The sequence below is a fragment of the Flavobacterium sp. KH_035 genome (genome assembly GCF_057839565.1).
On sequence record NZ_CM174492.1, the window covers coordinates 2,657,802 to 2,676,659 of the forward strand.

Annotated in this window: 14 protein-coding genes and 1 tRNA gene; 13 read left to right on the forward strand and 2 right to left on the reverse strand. The window is 33.8% G+C overall.

All coding sequences use genetic code 11. The features are described from left to right. The first annotated feature begins 818 nt into the window (after positions 1 to 818). The 13 genes from mobA to AC3IS6_RS10850 all read left to right on the forward strand — a co-directional run bounded on the left by mobA (position 819) and on the right by AC3IS6_RS10850 (position 15,811). Positions 819 to 1,250, forward strand: coding sequence for a conjugal transfer protein MobA (gene mobA, locus AC3IS6_RS10790; protein ID WP_489164881.1), 432 nt, complete (start codon positions 819 to 821; stop codon positions 1,248 to 1,250). After that, entirely contained in the window at positions 1,247 to 2,533 is a 1,287-nt protein-coding gene (mobB, locus tag AC3IS6_RS10795) for a conjugal transfer protein MobB (protein ID WP_489164882.1), read from the forward strand. Before mobA ends, mobB begins: the two co-directional genes overlap by 4 nt. Before the next feature lie 757 nt (positions 2,534 to 3,290). After that, a complete protein-coding gene (locus tag AC3IS6_RS10800; RefSeq protein ID WP_489164883.1) occupies positions 3,291 to 3,872 on the forward strand; it encodes a hypothetical protein in 582 nt (193 codons plus the stop codon). 190 nt (positions 3,873 to 4,062) lie between these two features. Further along, positions 4,063 to 5,400 (forward strand): hypothetical protein, encoded by a 1,338-nt coding sequence (locus tag AC3IS6_RS10805; protein WP_489164884.1) that lies wholly within the window; start codon positions 4,063 to 4,065, stop codon positions 5,398 to 5,400. Beyond that, complete coding sequence (locus AC3IS6_RS10810; RefSeq protein ID WP_489164885.1) at positions 5,370 to 6,017, forward strand: condensin complex protein MksE; 648 nt, start codon at positions 5,370 to 5,372, stop codon at positions 6,015 to 6,017. Before AC3IS6_RS10805 ends, AC3IS6_RS10810 begins: the two co-directional genes overlap by 31 nt. Further along, a complete protein-coding gene (locus tag AC3IS6_RS10815; RefSeq protein ID WP_489164886.1) occupies positions 6,014 to 9,250 on the forward strand; it encodes a DNA repair protein Rad50 in 3,237 nt (1,078 codons plus the stop codon). Before AC3IS6_RS10810 ends, AC3IS6_RS10815 begins: the two co-directional genes overlap by 4 nt. A gap of 2 nt (positions 9,251 to 9,252) precedes the next feature. Then, positions 9,253 to 10,203, forward strand: coding sequence for a toprim domain-containing protein (locus AC3IS6_RS10820; RefSeq protein WP_489164887.1), 951 nt, complete (start codon positions 9,253 to 9,255; stop codon positions 10,201 to 10,203). 8 nt (positions 10,204 to 10,211) lie between these two features. Then, positions 10,212 to 11,258: an HNH endonuclease domain-containing protein gene (locus tag AC3IS6_RS10825; protein ID WP_489164888.1), complete on the forward strand. Its 1,047-nt coding sequence runs from the start codon at positions 10,212 to 10,214 to the stop codon at positions 11,256 to 11,258. 1,023 nt (positions 11,259 to 12,281) lie between these two features. Beyond that, on the forward strand, positions 12,282 to 12,914 hold the full coding sequence (locus tag AC3IS6_RS10830) for a hypothetical protein (RefSeq protein WP_489164889.1): 633 nt from the start codon (positions 12,282 to 12,284) through the stop codon (positions 12,912 to 12,914). Beyond that, complete coding sequence (locus AC3IS6_RS10835; RefSeq protein ID WP_489164890.1) at positions 12,883 to 13,236, forward strand: hypothetical protein; 354 nt, start codon at positions 12,883 to 12,885, stop codon at positions 13,234 to 13,236. Before AC3IS6_RS10830 ends, AC3IS6_RS10835 begins: the two co-directional genes overlap by 32 nt. Positions 13,237 to 13,242: 6 nt before the next feature. Beyond that, positions 13,243 to 14,430 carry a patatin-like phospholipase family protein gene (locus AC3IS6_RS10840; RefSeq protein WP_489164891.1) on the forward strand — a complete coding sequence of 396 codons (1,188 nt, stop codon included), beginning with the start codon at positions 13,243 to 13,245 and terminating at the stop codon, positions 14,428 to 14,430. Positions 14,431 to 15,071: 641 nt separating this feature from the next. Then, positions 15,072 to 15,497, forward strand: a complete 426-nt coding sequence (locus tag AC3IS6_RS10845; protein ID WP_489164892.1) for a hypothetical protein — start codon at positions 15,072 to 15,074, stop codon at positions 15,495 to 15,497. A 32-nt stretch (positions 15,498 to 15,529) separates the two neighbouring features. After that, entirely contained in the window at positions 15,530 to 15,811 is a 282-nt protein-coding gene (locus tag AC3IS6_RS10850; protein ID WP_489164893.1) for a helix-turn-helix domain-containing protein, read from the forward strand. A 177-nt stretch (positions 15,812 to 15,988) separates the two neighbouring features. On the opposite strand, the gene AC3IS6_RS10855 is transcribed toward AC3IS6_RS10850, so the two are convergent. Together AC3IS6_RS10855 and AC3IS6_RS10860 are read right to left on the reverse strand one after the other, a co-directional pair. Continuing rightward, positions 15,989 to 16,073: transfer RNA gene (locus AC3IS6_RS10855), tRNA-Ser, on the reverse strand. Positions 16,074 to 16,404: 331 nt separating this feature from the next. Next, positions 16,405 to 18,747: an nSTAND3 domain-containing NTPase gene (locus AC3IS6_RS10860; protein ID WP_489164894.1), complete on the reverse strand. Its 2,343-nt coding sequence runs from the start codon at positions 18,745 to 18,747 to the stop codon at positions 16,405 to 16,407. Positions 18,748 to 18,858: the final 111 nt, after the last annotated feature.

An 18,858-nucleotide genomic window follows, 5' to 3' on the forward strand; every position in this document is an offset into this window, starting at 1 on the left:
ATATTATTGCAATAGTTTTAATTGAAAGGGCTTGATGCCCTTTTTAAATTTAGCAGGTATTTCATGCTTTATAATTAATTTTTAAAATCAACCTTTATAAGGCTTAAAAAAACATAATAGTATTGGCAGTTCTAACTTCAATCCTTTCGAATAAATTCCAAAGATCTTAAGTTTAGTTTTTCTCTGAATTGTAACTATATTGCTCTGTACAATAAAATTTACATACTCATTTACAACTGCTCGGACTTATCTGGTTATGTGCATATGGCTAAAAGTAAAGATAGATTTACAGCTATTTGTAACCCTGTAAGCAAATGAAGTTGTAGAACTGTACTGATGTAGATATGTATTTACAGTTTTACTCTTTTACATATTTATGCTTTTACGTAAAGACATAAATGCTTCTTTATGTAAATACGCAAATAAGCTTTCAGTTAAAGCCTTATCTACCTGTATAAAACCATACATATATTTCCAAAAGAAACAGAAAAACGGAAAAAAGAAAAAGAAAGTAATTTAAAAGGACGGGATGCAGACAGATCAAAAGGAAACGGAATAAGTCCCGAAGGGTGTTTTGTGAGCACGCGAGCAAAACATTATGCCGTAGTCTTTTGGTCAGGCTGATCCAGCACGTCCTACCTTGGTTTTCTTTTTATTGTTTCTTTGATTAAAAAAATAAAGTTACATGTAAAAATATCTATCCTTTCTTTTGAGACACATCAGGCCAAATGCTTCCAAAGATTTCCAAATCTAAGAGGAGTTACTGATAATAAAATATATTGGTTTTTATTTTTAAGTAATAACCAGTACGTATAGGAATGGAAAACAAAAGTACAGCCAATCCCCGTAAAGGTGGCAGGCATCCTAAAAACGATCCTGCTGTCCATCGCTATTCTATCAGTCTTACCGCCGAAGAAAATGCGCGTTTCCTGAGTCTTTTTGAGAGCTCGGGCATGAATGTAATGGCACATTTTATTACAGCGTGTATTTTTCAAAAAGGGATCAAGACAGTTAAGATTGATAAAGAAACAATGGATTATTACATACTTCTCACTGCCTTATTTGGTCAGTTTCGGGCTATTGGGGTGAATTACAATCAGGTTGTGAAGATTATGTACCGTAATTTTTCCGAAAAGACAGCTCCGGTATATCTCCACAAATTGGTAAAACAAACAATGGAATTTGCTCTTTTAGCGCAAAAGATAATACAGCTCACAGCGGAATTTGAAGAAAAATACCTGAAAAAGTGATAGCAAAAATAGGAAGAGGAAGCAATCTGTATGGAGCATTAGTCTATAATTATCAAAAAGTTGAAAAAGAAACTGGACAGGTTTTGTTTACCCAAAATATAATCCAAGCCCCTGACGGGAGTTATAACGTAGAACAGCTCTCCCGTTCTTTTGAATTACACTTACTGGCTAACAGAAAAACCGAAAAGCCGATACTTCATATCTCTTTAAATCCTGATCCGAAAGATAATGTAAGTGATACTAATTTTGAGAATATGGCACAGGACTATATGAGGCAGATGGGCTACGGAAATCAGCCTTTTGTGGTATTTAAACATACCGATATAGACCGTACTCATATCCATATCGTATCGGTGTGCGTGGATGCAGACGGCAGGAAAATATCCGATAAATTTGAAAAAAGGCGCTCGATGGCGGTCTGCAGGTCACTGGAAAAACAGTACAGCCTTATATCAGCTTTAGAAAAAAAGCAGGAGACACACAGCCCAACTTTCAAACCTGTTGACTATAAGGCAGGAGATATAAAAAGCCAGATGGCTTCGATACTGCGTCATCTGTCTAAATATTACCAGTTCCAAACTTTTGGGGCATACAATGCCGTGCTTTCACTTTTTAATATTACTGCCCAGGAAGTCAAAGGCGAATATAATGGAATTCCAAAACTAGGACTGGTATATTTTGCATTAAATGAAAAGGGAGAAAAAGGAAGCAGTCCCTTTAAGGCTTCCCTGTTTGGCAAAAGTACAGGTTATCTGCAACTACAATCCCAATGCGGCCAGAACAGGATAAAACTAAAAGATAGTCCTACTAAGGGATCAGTTAAGGAAAGGATCGAATCAGTAATGCGGAATACATCAAACGAATCCGAATTTAGGAAAAAGCTGATGCAGGAAGGGATCAGTATTGTTGTACGACGAAATGCTGCAGGACGAATTTACGGCATCACTTTTATTGACCACAAATCCCGCAGTGTATGGAACGGATCAGAGCTGGCTAAAAACCTCTCGGCCAATACATTTAACGAGTGGTGGAATAATAATAAGAAACCAGAAAATCCCATATATAAAAGCAGTGTTTCCCAAAAAGGTGCTATGATGAAAACAGAGATAGGCCAATCACTTTACACGCCTGACTTTTTAATAAATGAAAATATGCCCTATACTTATGAACAAAACAGTTTTGACCTATTGGGCGCTTTACTGCCGAAGGCACAGACAGAAGATTACGAGGAACTGTCATTTGACAATAGAATGAAACGAAAGGTTAAAAGCAGAAGATTGTAGGTATAAAATTGAGTTTCCTCTTCATCAAAGAACAACCTGAACTCAATAAAAGAAAGACTACAAAAATTTCCTGTGATTCAGTATTATTCGGCAATGAGAGCTGGTGCTGAAGTTTCGTTTCACTTTTCTGGCCGTTTCCAATGCTGTATTTTTTCATTTCTGACATTTTTTTTATTCGTCTAAAGAGCCGCAGTATGCTTTGTTTCGTTTCACGAGCATAAAAGGTTAGTGTCTAGCAGCAGCAAGGTTCTGACAGGAAATACGACCCGTAGAGGTGGAGATTTTCTGGCATACCCGAAGGCCATGACCTTGATGCTGGGTTAAGGGCAAGATCATAGCTGCTCTTGAAATGGGATAAAACAGCATACCGGCCCTTTGGGTAAAACCGGTGTGGAAGCCTGTGAAAAAGGCATCGGAAAAACGGCTGGTGTGATTGGAAGCGCTGCATTTAAGGATAGCAGAATTTGAAAATAAGGTTTGCGGGTTTAAAATATTGCAACTGGTAATACCATGAAAAGAACACTTATAAATCTTTGATGTAATAGCTCTGGAACTGTCTCTATTTAATTTCTTAAAACAGGTACTTTTACGTGCTCCCTTTATTTTTTTTAAAGCTAATTTGCTGTTTAAAAACACTATTTACGGAAAACCGTATAAATAATTAAAGCCGATTTGATATGTTTGATAAGAAAATTATTTTGGTTTACAGTCTTCTTCTATTTTAAGGATATCAGCCATTGTATAAAAAAGTATCAAAATGGAATTTGGAATAAACAACTTTAAGGATTTCGCAGAAACTGTCTCTTATTGTGTAACAGCGATTTCTTTAGTGGGATTATGGTGGGCGTACAGTTCTTCAAAGAAACAAATTCATTTTACCACTATGGAAAAGTGTGTTTCCAATTTTAAGAAAATCACAAAACGCAGTGGAGTGCCGATTGATAAATCCGCTGAATATATAGAATTTGTCAGTGAAGAACTTTTTTATTTTGAGAATAGCTATCTGCCTCTGGCGGTCAGTATTGAATGGATTGACGGAATGATTGATTACTTGCCATTCTACGATAAAAGCAAAGTATTTATTGCAAGTAATCGATTGGATTCATTAAAAAGCCAGGATCAAGCTACTAGGCTTCTTCGGGATTATCCAAGAATTCGAAAAGCAATTCAAATGCGTGAAACAATTGATTTTGAAATTGTGCATATCTCGATTGAAAATGAAATTGACCGTGAAAAAAGAAGGCAGGAACGTGACAAAATTATTTACGCTGTAATAATGAACTTAAAAATCAGCTGGCTGAGAAAAATTCGCCTTAAGCAAAAAATTGCCAATCGTTAGTGTTTATTTGGTCAATTGAATCAGGCTTAATGAAGGAGATTATTAATTAAGGGATATTCTAAGCTTAAAACAAATGATATCGAATTTTATAAGAGATCTTCGAAATTTTATAAGTGTACGGAAAAAGCGATATTTTTAATTTAAAGAATAAGCATTAATTAAGATTTGTAAAACAAACAATTTATTGCAATTGAAAAATGCCGAACAGACAAATTTTGACTTCATTAAAATTCTAAATGAAGAAAAAACCTATAAACTGCTATTTCCTGATAGGGAGATCGGCCTTGCCATAGTACTGATTTACGAGAAAATTATTGAGGGTCTTTTTGATGATGATAAATTTACGGAAAAAGATCTTCATGATGCTTTTGAAAGGATATACAAGACAAAAGAACGTTATCCAAAAGAGGTCTATTCCAGTCATATAATGGACCTGCAGGAGTATTTTTTAGATTACAGCCAGGAATCCCAAAAGTATTTTTTTAAAGATTATGCCTATAAATTCTGCAGACATGCAAAAGAAACCCTTAAAGGAGCTTTTAATCCGACGCGGATCCAGGAAATCTGCAGCCATCTTTCCAAAACACTGGAAGAAAGCAGCGATGAAAGAGAGCTGCTGTTCTGGCTCAGAGAAATTTTTAAAAAGTACGAACCTGACCTTAGGGAACAGATTGATTTCTTAGACAGACAGATAACAGAGTCTATTGAAGTACTTAAGAGGGAAACTGATTTTAGCAACCAAAAATTCATCGAGATCCTTATAGCTACAGACGTGAGTATGAACAATGCGCAGAACCACGTAAAAGAACTGCGGTCGGCCTATTCTGAAACAAAAACGATAAGGGGCCTGCTGGAGAATAAGCAAAATACAGACAATGAGATAAATGAGCTGATTTCCGAAGTGTATTCATTTGTGAAATACATCAATGAAAGGCTGAATTCAATTGATAGGAAATTAGACAGGATCCAGCCCAAAATAAGGCAGTTATTTTCAACATTAAGCAAACCGCTGCTGAGTTCAAAAATTGAGAAGTTCATTCATCTGCTATTATATAAAAGCACTGTAGAATCCAACAACAGAAATAAACCCGTTGTGTTTCCCGGAAATTTAACTGTTCCTAAAATTCATATCGATACACCAAACTTTACGATAATTGACAAAGACCGCGAATTATTTCCATCCAAGCCAAAGGAAAGAAAAAAATATATTGAGAACCAGAAGGAAATAGGGGAAAACGTTAAGAAAGCCCATGATAAAATAAAGGAAATAGATACTATCAGGAATTGGGAAAAATACATTTTGTCAGAAATAGAACTAAAAGGAAGCATCAGGTTATCAGAAGTCTTTTTTAAAATTATTCAAGAAAATAAAAGCGGCCAGATTGCTGTGAGCGTAACATTTAATATCATTAAATATGTTTATGGCAATAAAGAAAAATTTAAGCTGCAGATTGATAAAGAACTGGAAATCCATCCTGAATTTAAAAATATAACGCTATGGAAAATGAAAGTAATAAAATTAGCCTGAGCAGTTTTCTCTACAGTGACAACGCAGAGGAGTTGTTTGCATCAATTGATTATTTACTGAAGGATGGGATGCACTTTCAAAAGCAGGGGAAACAAATAAATCAGTTCAATTTTATCTCACAGAACCAGGAAAGCCTAAAAATGTATTATAATACTTTTTTTAAGGTTGACCTGGTTGAAGCAGGCCAGGATAGTGCAATTTATTATTACCTGGATTTTATCAACAATAATAGAGGAAACATTTCTGAGAAGCACAGGCATATGCTCAAAAGCGAGTATGTAATTATTGGGTTTCTGATTTATAAAATTGTTTTTATTGACAGAGAAATTGATCTGGAATCTGTTCAAAAATTAAAAGAAAAAATCCGTATTGAATCTGAAGACTATAAAAAGGGAATTTATGCTTTAATAGCCAAATCTAAAAACACAACTCCCGGGAATTACAATGATGACCTTATTGATAAGACCATCGGGTCTGCTCTTGAAGAATTTAAGAAAATCGGGTGGATAACCCTGGAAAAAGATGAGTTTCATACACTGCCGGCTTTTCAACGATTGCTAAAAGTATATGAGGACTATATTATAAACATAGATGAAACGCTAAACGAACTGACATGAAAAAATATCCTATAATTAAAAGGCTGTCCGCTTTAGGGATAGTTCACCATCAGGGATTTGACTATGATTTCAATTCGTTCAGGACTGATTTTGTCGGTGAGGGCGGAGCCGGAAAGAGTATGATTTCTGATATGCTGCAATTGATCTGTGTAGGTGCTGCCGCATTTCATTCCCCAACAAAAAGTACAGGTCCCAGACAGCCCAGTACAATGGTTTTAAGAACTGATGGCAAGGGGACCGATATGGCGTATGCTTTTATAAATGTCGAAGTAGAGAAGAATAAATTTATTGCGATCGGCATTTATTTGGAAAGCTCCGGCATGTCTAATATGTTTATTATCCAGAAAGGCAGTAATTTTGAAGACGACACTACACTAGAGGCTTTCGATAAAACTTTGGGATATGCCGATTTTCTTAAAGATGACCAGATACTGCCTATGGAGAATTTGAAAGAACATCTCATAGATACCTTGGAGCTGACCTGCGAGTCGTGGTATAAGACTTCAAATTATCATAAAATTCTTTTTAAAAATGAAATACTGCCCATTGATTTGTCAATCAGCAGTAAAACTCTGGAGAATTATGCCAAAATTATCCAGGCATTTTCCAGAGAATCACTGGACATGAATAAAAGCGTAAAATTGCAGAACTTTTTATTTGGAGAGGAAAAAGAAAAAGAATTACTCAGAAAATTCAATGATACCGTGATAGCATTAAACGGAGATTCCAAAGAATTTGAAAAAAACCTAAACGAAATTGAACTGCTCACAGATAAGCAGAAAGCGCTGAGTGAACTGCTGAAACTGAAAGATGAAAAAGATAAAAAGCAGCAGATTTTTCTCCTGGCATCTTTTAATTTTTATTCAAAAGAAATTGCCGATGCAGAAAAACAGGTCACTGAGAAGATCAATCTTTATGAGGAGAGTTCAGAAAGACTTACTGAATTAAAAAATATTGTCGAGCATAAAATAATCAGCACAAAAGAAAAAATAGACCGTATAGAACCAAACTGGGTGGCTGCATTTAAAGAAAAAAACAAGTGGGAGGAAAGTGCCGGTAAAGTAAAAGTATTGAGCGACTGGCTCAAAGATTTTAATTGCTCCAAAGAAGATCTGCAGGCGCGCTATAGTAAATACCATCAAAACAAGCATCAGATAGCCCAGGTAAAGGAACTGACCGAAAAACTGAAAGCTAAAAACATTTTAAACTTTTTTATCGCTGAAAGGCTTGCTGGTAAAAATATACTGGTGCAGATTAATTCAAAAAGCGACTTTTATAGAAAAGAGCTTGAAATCAAAAACAAATTAAAGGCTTTAAATAATATTGAAGATGAAAAATCTTTAGCACATTGGACTTTAAATCAGACGGCAACATTAGATTTATTTCAAGAAAGCGTAGTTCATAAATACCAAAATGAGGATATTCGTGTCCAAGAACCAGATAATCCTGCTTTGCGGTTTATCCCCAAACCAGATCAATTACTAGAAAATCTTAAAATAGCAAAAAAAGACGGCAAAGGTTTTTGGATTAGTTTAGAGGGGCTTATGGAGTATATACCAATTGTAGAATCGCCCATTTTTGATAAGCAGGATAAAGAAGGGATTAAGGAATATTTCCAGAAACAAACCTCTACAATAAAAGAAGATATTATAGTTTTAGAGGGAAAACTATCAAGTATTGAACTTCTTAGAGAAGTTTTGGAAGAACTCGAAAATCCCGATGATTACCTACTGGCATTTAATTCAGACCTGGGGCTTGAATATCAGCTTGAAGACCACCAGATGTACAATTTGGAAAAGGCAGTTTTTGATGATTATTTGGATGAATTTTCCAGAGAGATACAAATTAGCGAAGAGCTTGCAAATGCAGAAATAAATTTCAGTAAACTAGAGCAGGAGAAAAGAAAATGGGTTAATCTGAATCTTAACCTGGAACAGGAACTGAAAACTTTTAAAATACCGGTCATAATTGAGAATATAGACTTTTACAAAAATAAATATAATTTCAAGCCCACCTATAATGCAGGTCTTGAATATTTAAAGCAATCGATAGAAGAGGCACCTGACTATTTTTTTAAACTCAAGAAAGAATTCAGCACTCAATTCATCAATAACAATCAGTCTGAATTCTTAAAGGAGATAGACCTGAGAATTTCGGATTATGTGCATAAAAAAAATGAGATTTATATCCAAAATCCTGAACTGTTTACAATTGAAACAGCCTTGGATACTTCGGATGATATTGCCATTGAAGAGTTAGAAAAAAAATATATCGCTTCTAATATTGACTATATTTCCAGGTATAATACTGTGGTTTATACTTTCATTAAGGACAAACAGAACCACTATGAAGGAACAGATGATTTTAGTTCTTTATGCAGAGAAATTCTGCCTCAGGAAATATTTGACCAAAGGGATCTGTTGGAAGAGGATATAGTGGAGAATATATCTAATTACCTGCGAAATATAAATATTAAAAATAGAAAGCTAAACAGCCGAAAGCTCCAAAAATTAAGTGAAATCATAGATGATGTTTCCAATGAGGTAAGCAGCCAATTGATGGATATAAGAATTATAACCAACTTTTTAAATTCGGAAGAAAAAAAAATAAGCGGGGGGCATAAAGTCAGTCTGGATGTATTATATGATGATGTCCTTAAAAAAGAGTGGATGAATAATTTCACCGAGCAAATCAATAAAGATATCCAGTACGGTATTGATGAGTCCTTATTTGAAACCCTTAAAACATTTTCTGCAGAATTTGAAAATTTCCCGGCATTAGAAGATAAATTAAGGGAAGCATTTTATCGAACCGGCGGTTCAAGGACAGTTAAACTTGAAATTAAGGATTTACTGAATCCGAAATCCTATTATGGATTGAAGTTTTCGATTAAATCAGCGCAAGGCAACAAGACCGACGGCAGTACCAGCCAGACGTATTCAGCAATAGCACTTTTATGCATGGCAAAATTATCATTGCTGGACAAAGGGACAAAATCTAAAAATCAAGAAGGGATCCGATATATGGCAATTGATGAGGCAGAAGGACTTGGAAGTAATTTTGATATGCTTTACCAGATCGCAATAGCAAATCATTACCAGATTTTATCATTATCGATAAACCCCAATAAAATTGATGCGGAGAATCAAAACATATATCTGCTTCATAATAGTTTAGAAGATGAAAATGTAAATTATACTCCAGTTCCAATTTTTGGACTTTCAAACAGTTGATTATGAAAAAAATGGAATGGAAATACCTAAAGGGACTGTATCAGCTTTACACTTTAAAACAAACAAAATTAAAAATTATAAATTGTGATTTCATCAATCAGGTAATTTTAAAACAGAAGAAACTGATAAAATATAAAGTCGGCAATCACAATATTATTGAAGCATCACCAAGATTTAAGGAGTATTTTGAGCAGGAATTTTTAGAAACCTATCAATATTACAATAATTTCTTTGAAAGATCAGGTATTGAAAACGATGCGAAAAAATCTTTTGACGAACAGGATTTAAAGGCACTCATGTTTGTTTTTTATAATAAGGAAGAAATAAAAAAGAATGTGACGACAGAGAAAAAGTTATCTGCTTTAATTTATAAAAATCAAAATTCTAAATATTTATCAAATAAACTCAGTGTAAGGAATGCTGTTCTGAAAATATTGGAATTGTCTGAATTTCCGGAAAAAGACCCTAAAAATAATCAGTGGCGGTTTGTTGTTGACTGCTATGAACCAAAAATCATTGTGCTTTGCGAAAATATAGACTGTCTTAAAGTTCCTCTGGAATATAAAAACCGCAATATTGAATTATGGTATGTCGGGGGTAATAATACTAAACCGCTGGAAGATATTTCCCAGGACAAATTAAAGCTTCCAATATATTATTTTTGCGATTGGGATTATAACGGATTGCTGATATATTCAACTGTTAAAATGATATTCAGGTCCAAAGGTACTGAGGTTAAAATTATACAGCCCCTTTCACTTGAGGCTGCAATTGATGTTGATGTAAAACACCATAAAAGCAAATGGAAGGGCAATGATTTTTCAAATTTAAACAGAAATGATTTTTCATCGCAACAAATTGAATTAATTACTGAATTAATTGCCCAAGACAAATGGATTGAAGAAGAATCTTTAGATTTAATTCATATATTGACTGATAATAATTATTTATAAAGCTGAACATGAGCCTGCCATATGACCAAAATCTGCTAGTGAACAAATTGGCATCGGTATTTGCCAATACTTCTGCCACCTATAAATTTTACTGGTTCCTGGCTATTCTGGAACTGGTAGAACAAGATCATACATATATTCCTAAGCGCATGCTTTTTGCGAGAATGATCAGCAGCTCCTGGTATACGGTAAATTATTTTCATGTGTCTTTTGGAAAACAGGATCTTATCCAGGAATCTGTTAGGGGGATTTTAAGAATAGAAGGCCTCAGGGTAAATGAAAATAAAAATGTAATCAATTCTGTTTTAGAAAACACCCCCAGCCCTGAAACAATAAAAGTATTAAATCATTTTGATAAAAATGTACCCCACTGGTTTATTTCGTCCTGGTTTCCGGGCAATCGCAATAACATTTATTCCCTTTCTCAGAATTTTGAGCACGGATGCATGTACCGTTTAGAAAAAGATGCTATAGAGATAAATCCCCTCTGGATATCTTATCTAAAATCAAATTCAAAAATACTTAGAGACTTCTGTTATTGGAATTTGTCACTTTTTCTTCAAAAAAGAAATCCTAATGTTCCGGATATTTCAAATAAAATAGGCAGGGCTTTATCCAGAAACTCTTTAATGAAGCAAACCAATGAGTATTGGAAGCTGGTCTTTGCTGAATTGGGAGCTGTAGAATGTATTTTTACAAATAAAAGACTGGTTTTTGAGGAGAAGAAATTTGCTTTAGACCATTTCGTTCCTCATGCTTTTGTTTCTCATGATTTAATTTGGAACTTAATCCCAATTGATAAAATTTTTAATTCTTCCAAAGGTGATAAGCTTCCCTTGATCGAAAAACATTTTGATGATTTTTTTAATCTCCAAAAGCTAGCCTATGAAATAGTGAAAAACCGTAACGCAAAGAATAAATTTTTGGAAGATTATCTTACCATTTTTCCTGATTTGCAACAGGATACAGTGCTTGATTATCTGCGGTACAAACAGGCTGTTCAGCCTCTTGTTACCATTGCCGGTAATAACGGTTTTTTATATATGAAGGATTAGACGTCAACACCACTTTGGTCATATGATACTATTTGTAAAACAGGTGGCAAAATACAGCGGGGTCATTGGGTACTGAAAAACAGGTAATTCTACTTGTGGTTTTTATTTTTTAAAGCAGTTAATTTGGTGCTTTAAACTTTATAACTAAAAAATTATATTAATGACATTAATTCTAAAATTGTAGAGAAAGTAAGTACCAGCTGCAAAAGCTAGAATCTGTACAACTGTTGTTAATAGTTTCCAAAATGGATAAAAGATAAAAAGTGCTTCGGACGCTTTTTATAGAATACCAAGACAAATTGAAGCTTGAACAAAAGTTTTTGATTATCTTTCAATCGTAGTAGATGGGAAATGTGACCAAAAAATAAATTTTCTAATAAATTGAAAGGGATTTTGATTTGCGATGAAAAAATGGTGTTAAATCAATTAGTGGATTGCTTAAACCTAATTTAAAATCAAAATAGAGAGCCAACAGTTAATTTTAATACTAATTCACTGTCAGAAATGAGTAATAGAGAAACTTGGAAATAAAAATATATTAAAAAAAAAAGCATAAGTTTGTCAAATTAAACCAACTAACATCATACTACCAATTATATCTGAAATATAACCAATGACTGAAGCAAAAAAAAAAATTATATTACTCTACTTGATTCTGTTAATCAATCTGATATTCATGAATTACTAAAAAAGTATAAAGAAGAAAATAAAGAAGTTATAAAATTAACAGGAAATAAAATTTTTCTTATAAATAACCTTCTTGATGCTGTTGATAGTGGTATAATTACTGAATTTGAAGTTCAATCATTAATTAAGGATTCCGAAGAATTTGGAGATCAATATATTTATTTTTTCAAACCTATTGATAACTCAGTAATCAATAAATACAATGATGGAGATAAAATTGCAGATTCTATTATTCATCCTTCAGTACGCTCTAGATTTCCAAAGTTAAATCTTGCGGCAGCATCTTTCGAATGGGCAGATTTTCGTTATCCTTACAGAGGTATTTCAGAATCATGGATGCTAAAAATTTACGATAAGAAAGTTAGAGAAATTAAAGCAGACGAAAAAATTGATTATGCAAACCGTGAGCGATATGTTACATTTAAAACAATTGAAAGTAGATTAATATATTTAGTTGAATGGAATGATGCAAAACAGTTAGAAATCAAGATTAGTCGTACTTCTTTTGATTCTAATAAAAGCTTAGAATCTTCTATAAAGTTGATTAAAAAAAATATTTACAATAATGGCAGTGGTATTGATATGTCAAGTGAAGTTACACCTTTGAATTTAACTTCTTGCATAAATAATTTACTAGACAATTCAGTAATAAATAGAAAAATTTACGCCTTACTGAGTGTTAATTTATTAGATGCAGAATTTGGTAAAGCATCCATCAGATGTTATGATGAAGATAGTGACTTATTATCTGATAATTCGCGAAAGAAAGCAATAGAGGCTTATAAAAAAGGGGGCGGAAGAGCTGATGGTATAGCTGTTAGATTTTTAGCGGAAGGATCAAACGGTGAGCTGAAAAGTGATTTAAGTGTTATAATTGGGAAAGATGCCATTAACAAGATAATAATTCCAGCAAAAATTAAACCTCAAGAATATAGATATGTCAAAAGAAAAATTGCAGAGTTTAGTTAAAGAATTCCCAGAATATTCGGAAATTTTTGACGCTGTTTTAGTTTGGTTTGAAAAACATCCTAAAATAACTGCAATTTCTATGGATACATTTTATTCAAGTAATTTTGGTTTTTCCGAAAATCGCATTAGTATAGCTTTTATACTTATGAAGCAAACAAAAATTCTCAATACAATATATCGCGTTTTAGACCAAGATGGGTCTAAAATTGGAAAGGATTTTAATACTATCGATGAGATTCCGAGCACTGTTGATACTATGTCTGGAGAAAAGAAAGATATAGATGATGTTTTTATTGTGCCGTTTTACTCAATTAATAAATAGAGAGTATTGGAAACAAGTAAAGAAGAATTACTGATAACAATCGATTTACTAAATCAATTTCATAATGAAATTAAGGTAGGATGTAAATCACTTGAAGATTTGGTTAAAACAGGACATCAGTGGGTTGAAGAAATCAGGAAAAAATATAATAGTGATGCTATTTATTCTGGCGTAAAAGATGTTCTATTGCAGGCTATTTTTAAATTTAAAGGACAGCCAAGCATTAGATATAACGCTTTAATTATGAAAGGCGGCGGAATTAAGGGAGTAGCCTATGTTGGAGCTTTAGAGGAATTATTAAAGTTTTATACTTTTAACTGGTATGCAGGAACATCTGCTGGAGCAATTACAGCAATTCTCTTAGGTGCAGGGTATACCGTTGAGGAGTTACGAGATATTCTTGGGACAAAGAATTTTAAAGATTTTAAAGATGCAAACGTATTAAAAGCTATTTATAACTTATTTGCACGAAGTGGTCTTTATGAAGCACAGACTTTTAATATTTGGCTAGAGGAATTATTAGCAAAAAAGTTAGATTTCTCTTTTTCAGTAGAAATGGGAGATTTACCCTCTCGGACTACTGTATTTGCGAGCAGAAAAGATAAGAATGTTCAAGTTTTTGACTCGCATAAATTAGACTCTCAAAAATCTATAGCCGCTTTTGCAGCTAGGTGCAGTATGTCGATACCTTATGTATTTACACCTCAAAAGATTGATGGTAGAAATGTTTTAGATGGGGGTATGAAAAATAATTTTCCTGTTGATTTAATATTAAAAGATGAAGATGCTAATTTTGTAGGTCTTTATTTAGGCAATAAGATTTACAAGCATGAAAAAAATTCAGTTTTTTGGGATGTATTTAAAATTTGGATGGAATCTGCTGATCCCGAAATACTTAGAAAATATAAAGACAACATAATTATAATTGACCCTAGTCCGATATCAACTTTAAAATTTAAATTAAATGATGTTGAGAAGGAATTTCTGCTAGAGTCAGGAAGGCTGGCTGCTATAGACTTTCTTCATAAAAAAAGTTATTTAGATAAAGATTTCTATAATTACGAAAATCGAATACTTGAAATTGAAAAGACTAGAAAAGAATTAAATTTTGACAATGAAGCGAAAAAAGTACTATACATATTTTTTTTCTTGCTGGTATTTGTTTGTGGAATAATCTGGAATAATCTGGTGTAATTGAAGAGTTAAAATATATTTTAGAGAAGCTCGGAGAAAGGTAAGCTCAAACTTAATCAATGCCACTTAAATTATGCCTGCCATCAGGAAGCTTGCCTGTCAAAACTTTTAATAAAAACTTTAGAACCTTCAAAGTGTAATAAAGTACTTAAAGATTCACTTAAAAAAAAAATTTTCGAATCCGTTACGTTTATTAATTATGTAATCTTCAAAAAAAATATAGCCGGCATTATTTACTTTTTACAATACAAATGGGACTTCAATAGAAGTGAAATAATAAACGCATCGATTGTATCACAGCACTTAGAATTTGGAAGGTATTTCGTAAAAGTCATATTGATTTGGTCAATAGTCGATGTTGTTATTTTAATAATTAATGATCTCGCCGTGCTTTTAATTTCAAAATATATCCTATCTTAAAATGTTATTTGAATGATTGTCTTTTAAAATGGAACATTATACAATTAAGAGACAAATACTTCCAATAGTTGCAAGTTTCTAATTAATTTTAAAACCGTCTTATACATTTGACATACAAATGTACCAGCATAATGATGGCAACCGGATCTTTCTATCTTACGCTGGTTTGAAGACTTAATATTATATTTTCATTTATAATGTTACGATTAAATTTATTTGTGATGAAAAGTGAAAAGATAGCAACGTTGCTCAATGATATTTTAAAATTTGATGAAAGGCTTTGCTTTTTAGAAAATTTGTGCAGTGTAGACGGCCAGGACAATAAAATGCAGTTCGTTTCTTTGAAAGAAAAATGTAAATCCATTTACAATAAAATAGATTTTGCGCAGCTTTTCTATATTTTAATGGATGAGGGGTTATTGTTTTTTGATGCGAAAGATGAAAAAAACAATAGGATTAAGTTCCAGCTCTTTATTGAAAATAATTTTACATATGCTGGCGATGAAGATGGGCAGTCGAAAATTAAGTCGATCAGCAGACAGTTCTCTGAATGTAAGGGCTATACATATAAAGAGAAGCAGATTACATTTTTAGAAGATCTTATCACAAGATTGCAGGAGAGAAAAAGAAGAATTGAGAGTTGGTAAGATAGTGTAGTATAAAATTTAAATCTTTAGTGATGACAAAAAAAGAAAGAAAGCTCTCTTTTGTTATAAGAGTAGAACAATTAATAGAGACTGTACTTTTAAAACTGCAAACAATTGATTCAAAAATCAGCCAAGGGAAAGTTTTGAGACCTGAATATTACAGAAACGAGGATTTAAAAAAGATGTTTGGACTGTCCAATAATACCATTATAAAATACAGACAGACCGGAATTCTACCCTACACTAAGCTGGGAGATATTTTTTTGTATGACAGTGGAAAGATCGATATAATACTCAGAAGCAACGAATCATAATTTAGCATTTAATTAGTTACCCAGATTTTTGAAAAAGAACTCAAAGTAGAGTGGGTGACTAAAAAGGAACAATTTTTTACAATTTAGGATTCGACATAATATTAAATAAAAAAAGCCTTTAAACACTAGTGTTTAAAGGCTTTTGACTTTTAAAGTTTCTCTAGAAACTTCATTTAGCGGAGGAAGAGGGATTCGAACCCCCGGACCTGTTACAGTCAACAGTTTTCAAGACTGCCGCATTCGACCGCTCTGCCATTCCTCCAGTAAGATGCAATCATCAGCTGTTTGCGGTTGCAAATATAATATGTTTTTTTAATTGCAGAAATTTATTTCACAGTTTTCTGCAAGAAAAAATTTCGGCCGGGGCCTGCAGCTTTAGGTTACGCTGTTAACTCTCTGGAATAGTGACGTAACAGATTCCATTACCGGCCTAGTAAAAAAACATAATGCAGTTTGGTAGCAGATCCTGATAAAATCTATGCAGTGGAAAAATTACAATTGTGTCCACAGTGCGGACACAATTGTAATGATTTGTGGAGCTATCGATTAACATTTTTTGCAGCAGCCGTTCTTTAGGGTTTAACTATTAAAGTTTAAAAGGGCAGGTCATCAGGCTCATCTACAATAGGTGCTATACCGGAAGAATTAAAAAGCCAGTTGATAGACATGAATTCATGATCTGTTTTCTGCTGAAATCCTTCGATTTTAACTTCTGCTTTTTCACTCGTTTTCTTGTTTGCTGCCAGTTGCTCTGCGGTGTCGTACTGGTATTCCATAACTGCGGGAGAACTGTCGAGGCCGATCGCAAAATTTATTCCTTTAGCATGCTGCTTTCTTGTTTCGATGATCTCTTCCAGTTCCTGAAGCTCCAGAGCTTTATCAAAACCGTATGCGTCGGAGATAAAATCATTGGAATGTATGTCCCAACAGCTGTTGATATAATTTTGGATTTCATTGTAATAATCAATTTTGTCCACCTTCGCCTTTTTTATAATAGAAGAAAAGCAGTCATTTTCATGAATTAGGATCGAAAACGTTTCCAGCTGATGGTGCGACGGGATGTTCTGGGCCAGAATTTTAAGCAGATACGGTACTGTTGTATTTGAAAGAGCCAAATTATTTGATGCAATAAACTGCAGAATTTCAGTTAGGTGGTCCCGATCCTCCCATGATAAAAGATCGATTTGCAGGTTTTCGATCTGCTCCTCCAAAAAATTCTCGCTTACCACCTTACTGAAAAGTCTGGCGGTAATCGTGATGTGGTACAAATCTTTGTGAACCTGGCTGTAACTTTTTAAGGTTTCTTTTACGTCTGAAAAGACATGCAGCAATTCTTTCTGCAGCTCCGCAGAAACAAACGTTATCCTTTTCACATTGTTTTCTTCAACGGTAGTAATTCTGAACTTAAACTGTTCAAAAAAAACTGCGCTGCGCAGAACATTGAAGTAGAGACGCTGATTATCGTGAAAAAGATCAAATATAAAGTCTTCAATCGAAGGATTGAAGAAAGTAAAATGCGTTGAATTTTTATTAACTGTCCGAATAATAAAAGAACCCACCAGTTCGCGGAGAGCGTTTTTATATTCATTTCCAATTATCTGGTAATTATTATTTCTAACCTCGAAATTCAGCCTTGATCCATAGGCCTCCATCAATTTTTCTTCCGTAATATAATAATATCCTCCGCCAAGCGAGTACATCGTGACTAAAAGTAGCCTCGAGGCCTGTGATATCTGAACAGTAAATGGCTGCTCCCAGATTTCTTTCGGATCGTTTAATATCTTTAAAATGCTGTCATGAGAATACTCTCGGTTTGTTGTTATTTTTCGAGATGTAATTCCCTGAATGAGCCGTGGATTGTAAAATCTATGCCTGATTACCTTCCAGTAAAAACTGTCCCTAAAGAATAAATCTTTCTGATCCTGCTGCAGATCTGATCTTGAGATGTGATTGTACAATATCCTTGCTTTCTCCCAATCAGTATAATTTTCAAGTTTTACTTCGTAGTTAGAAATATCAATATTAGAGTTCTGGATTTTGTTGGAAATGCTTTTTGCCTGGCTCAGAATTGTAGTGCGGCAAGTAAGGATAAGTCTTTTGGATTTGTCACTGCGTACCCTGTCGATAAATTGGACTATAGCGGAGTCTGCGTTTCGGGAGCTGTACAAATCAAGTGTGATTGCACCGAGGAAATCGTCGAAGTAGAATACTTGATTTTTTTCCGGAAGATAAGCCTCTTCTGCTTCAATAATTTCCCTGACACACACCAGTTGAAAATCTTCTGCAAGGAGCTGATAGGTGAGCATATCTGCAAGAGTTGATTTACCTATTCCCGGTGCCCCTGTTATAAGAATAAAGTGAGTACTGTTTAATATCTCTACGGCCTGGTCATGAGTCGTGTTAGGAACATACAGAGAGATGTCATTTTCTATTTTTTTCTGATAGAAAGCGGATCGTCCTGATTCTGCATTTTTCACAATTTTTTTAATTACCTCCACTGATGACAGCCACAGCTTAAAATGCCTGATCTGGATGTCGGGATACTCTTCAAGCCATTTATTTAAATCCTCGCTCCCAATAACATCTGCCGTGGTCTGGATGTAAGGTGAAAATATTTCAAGAATGTCGTCCTTATCTTGAGGAGATAATGGGAGAGAGGTACATACTATATATCTTTGAGGTTTCAGAGAAGCTACCTTTGGTGCCTCGTGGTTTTTGAGGTGATATTTTAGTTTTGTTATACCGCTTTGCAGATAATGTTTGACCTGAATTACAATTTCATTTTTATTGCTGCTTGTAGCAAAGCGCAGATCTATTCCCTTGTCCGGTCCTGGTTTAAATGATTGAAATTCAACTTTCAGTTTCTTTGAGAGCAGATCTCGCACTAATTCCTCCAGATCTGCATCAAGGAGCGTTGAAAAATTATAATTAGCCATAAATTAATAGAGATAGTATTTGTATTGTAAAATAAAGAAGTTTTAGTAATGGCCGTCGTTGCGTGATGCAGTAATGACAAACCTGCCAGCTTTTATTTTGTTAGTTTCTGA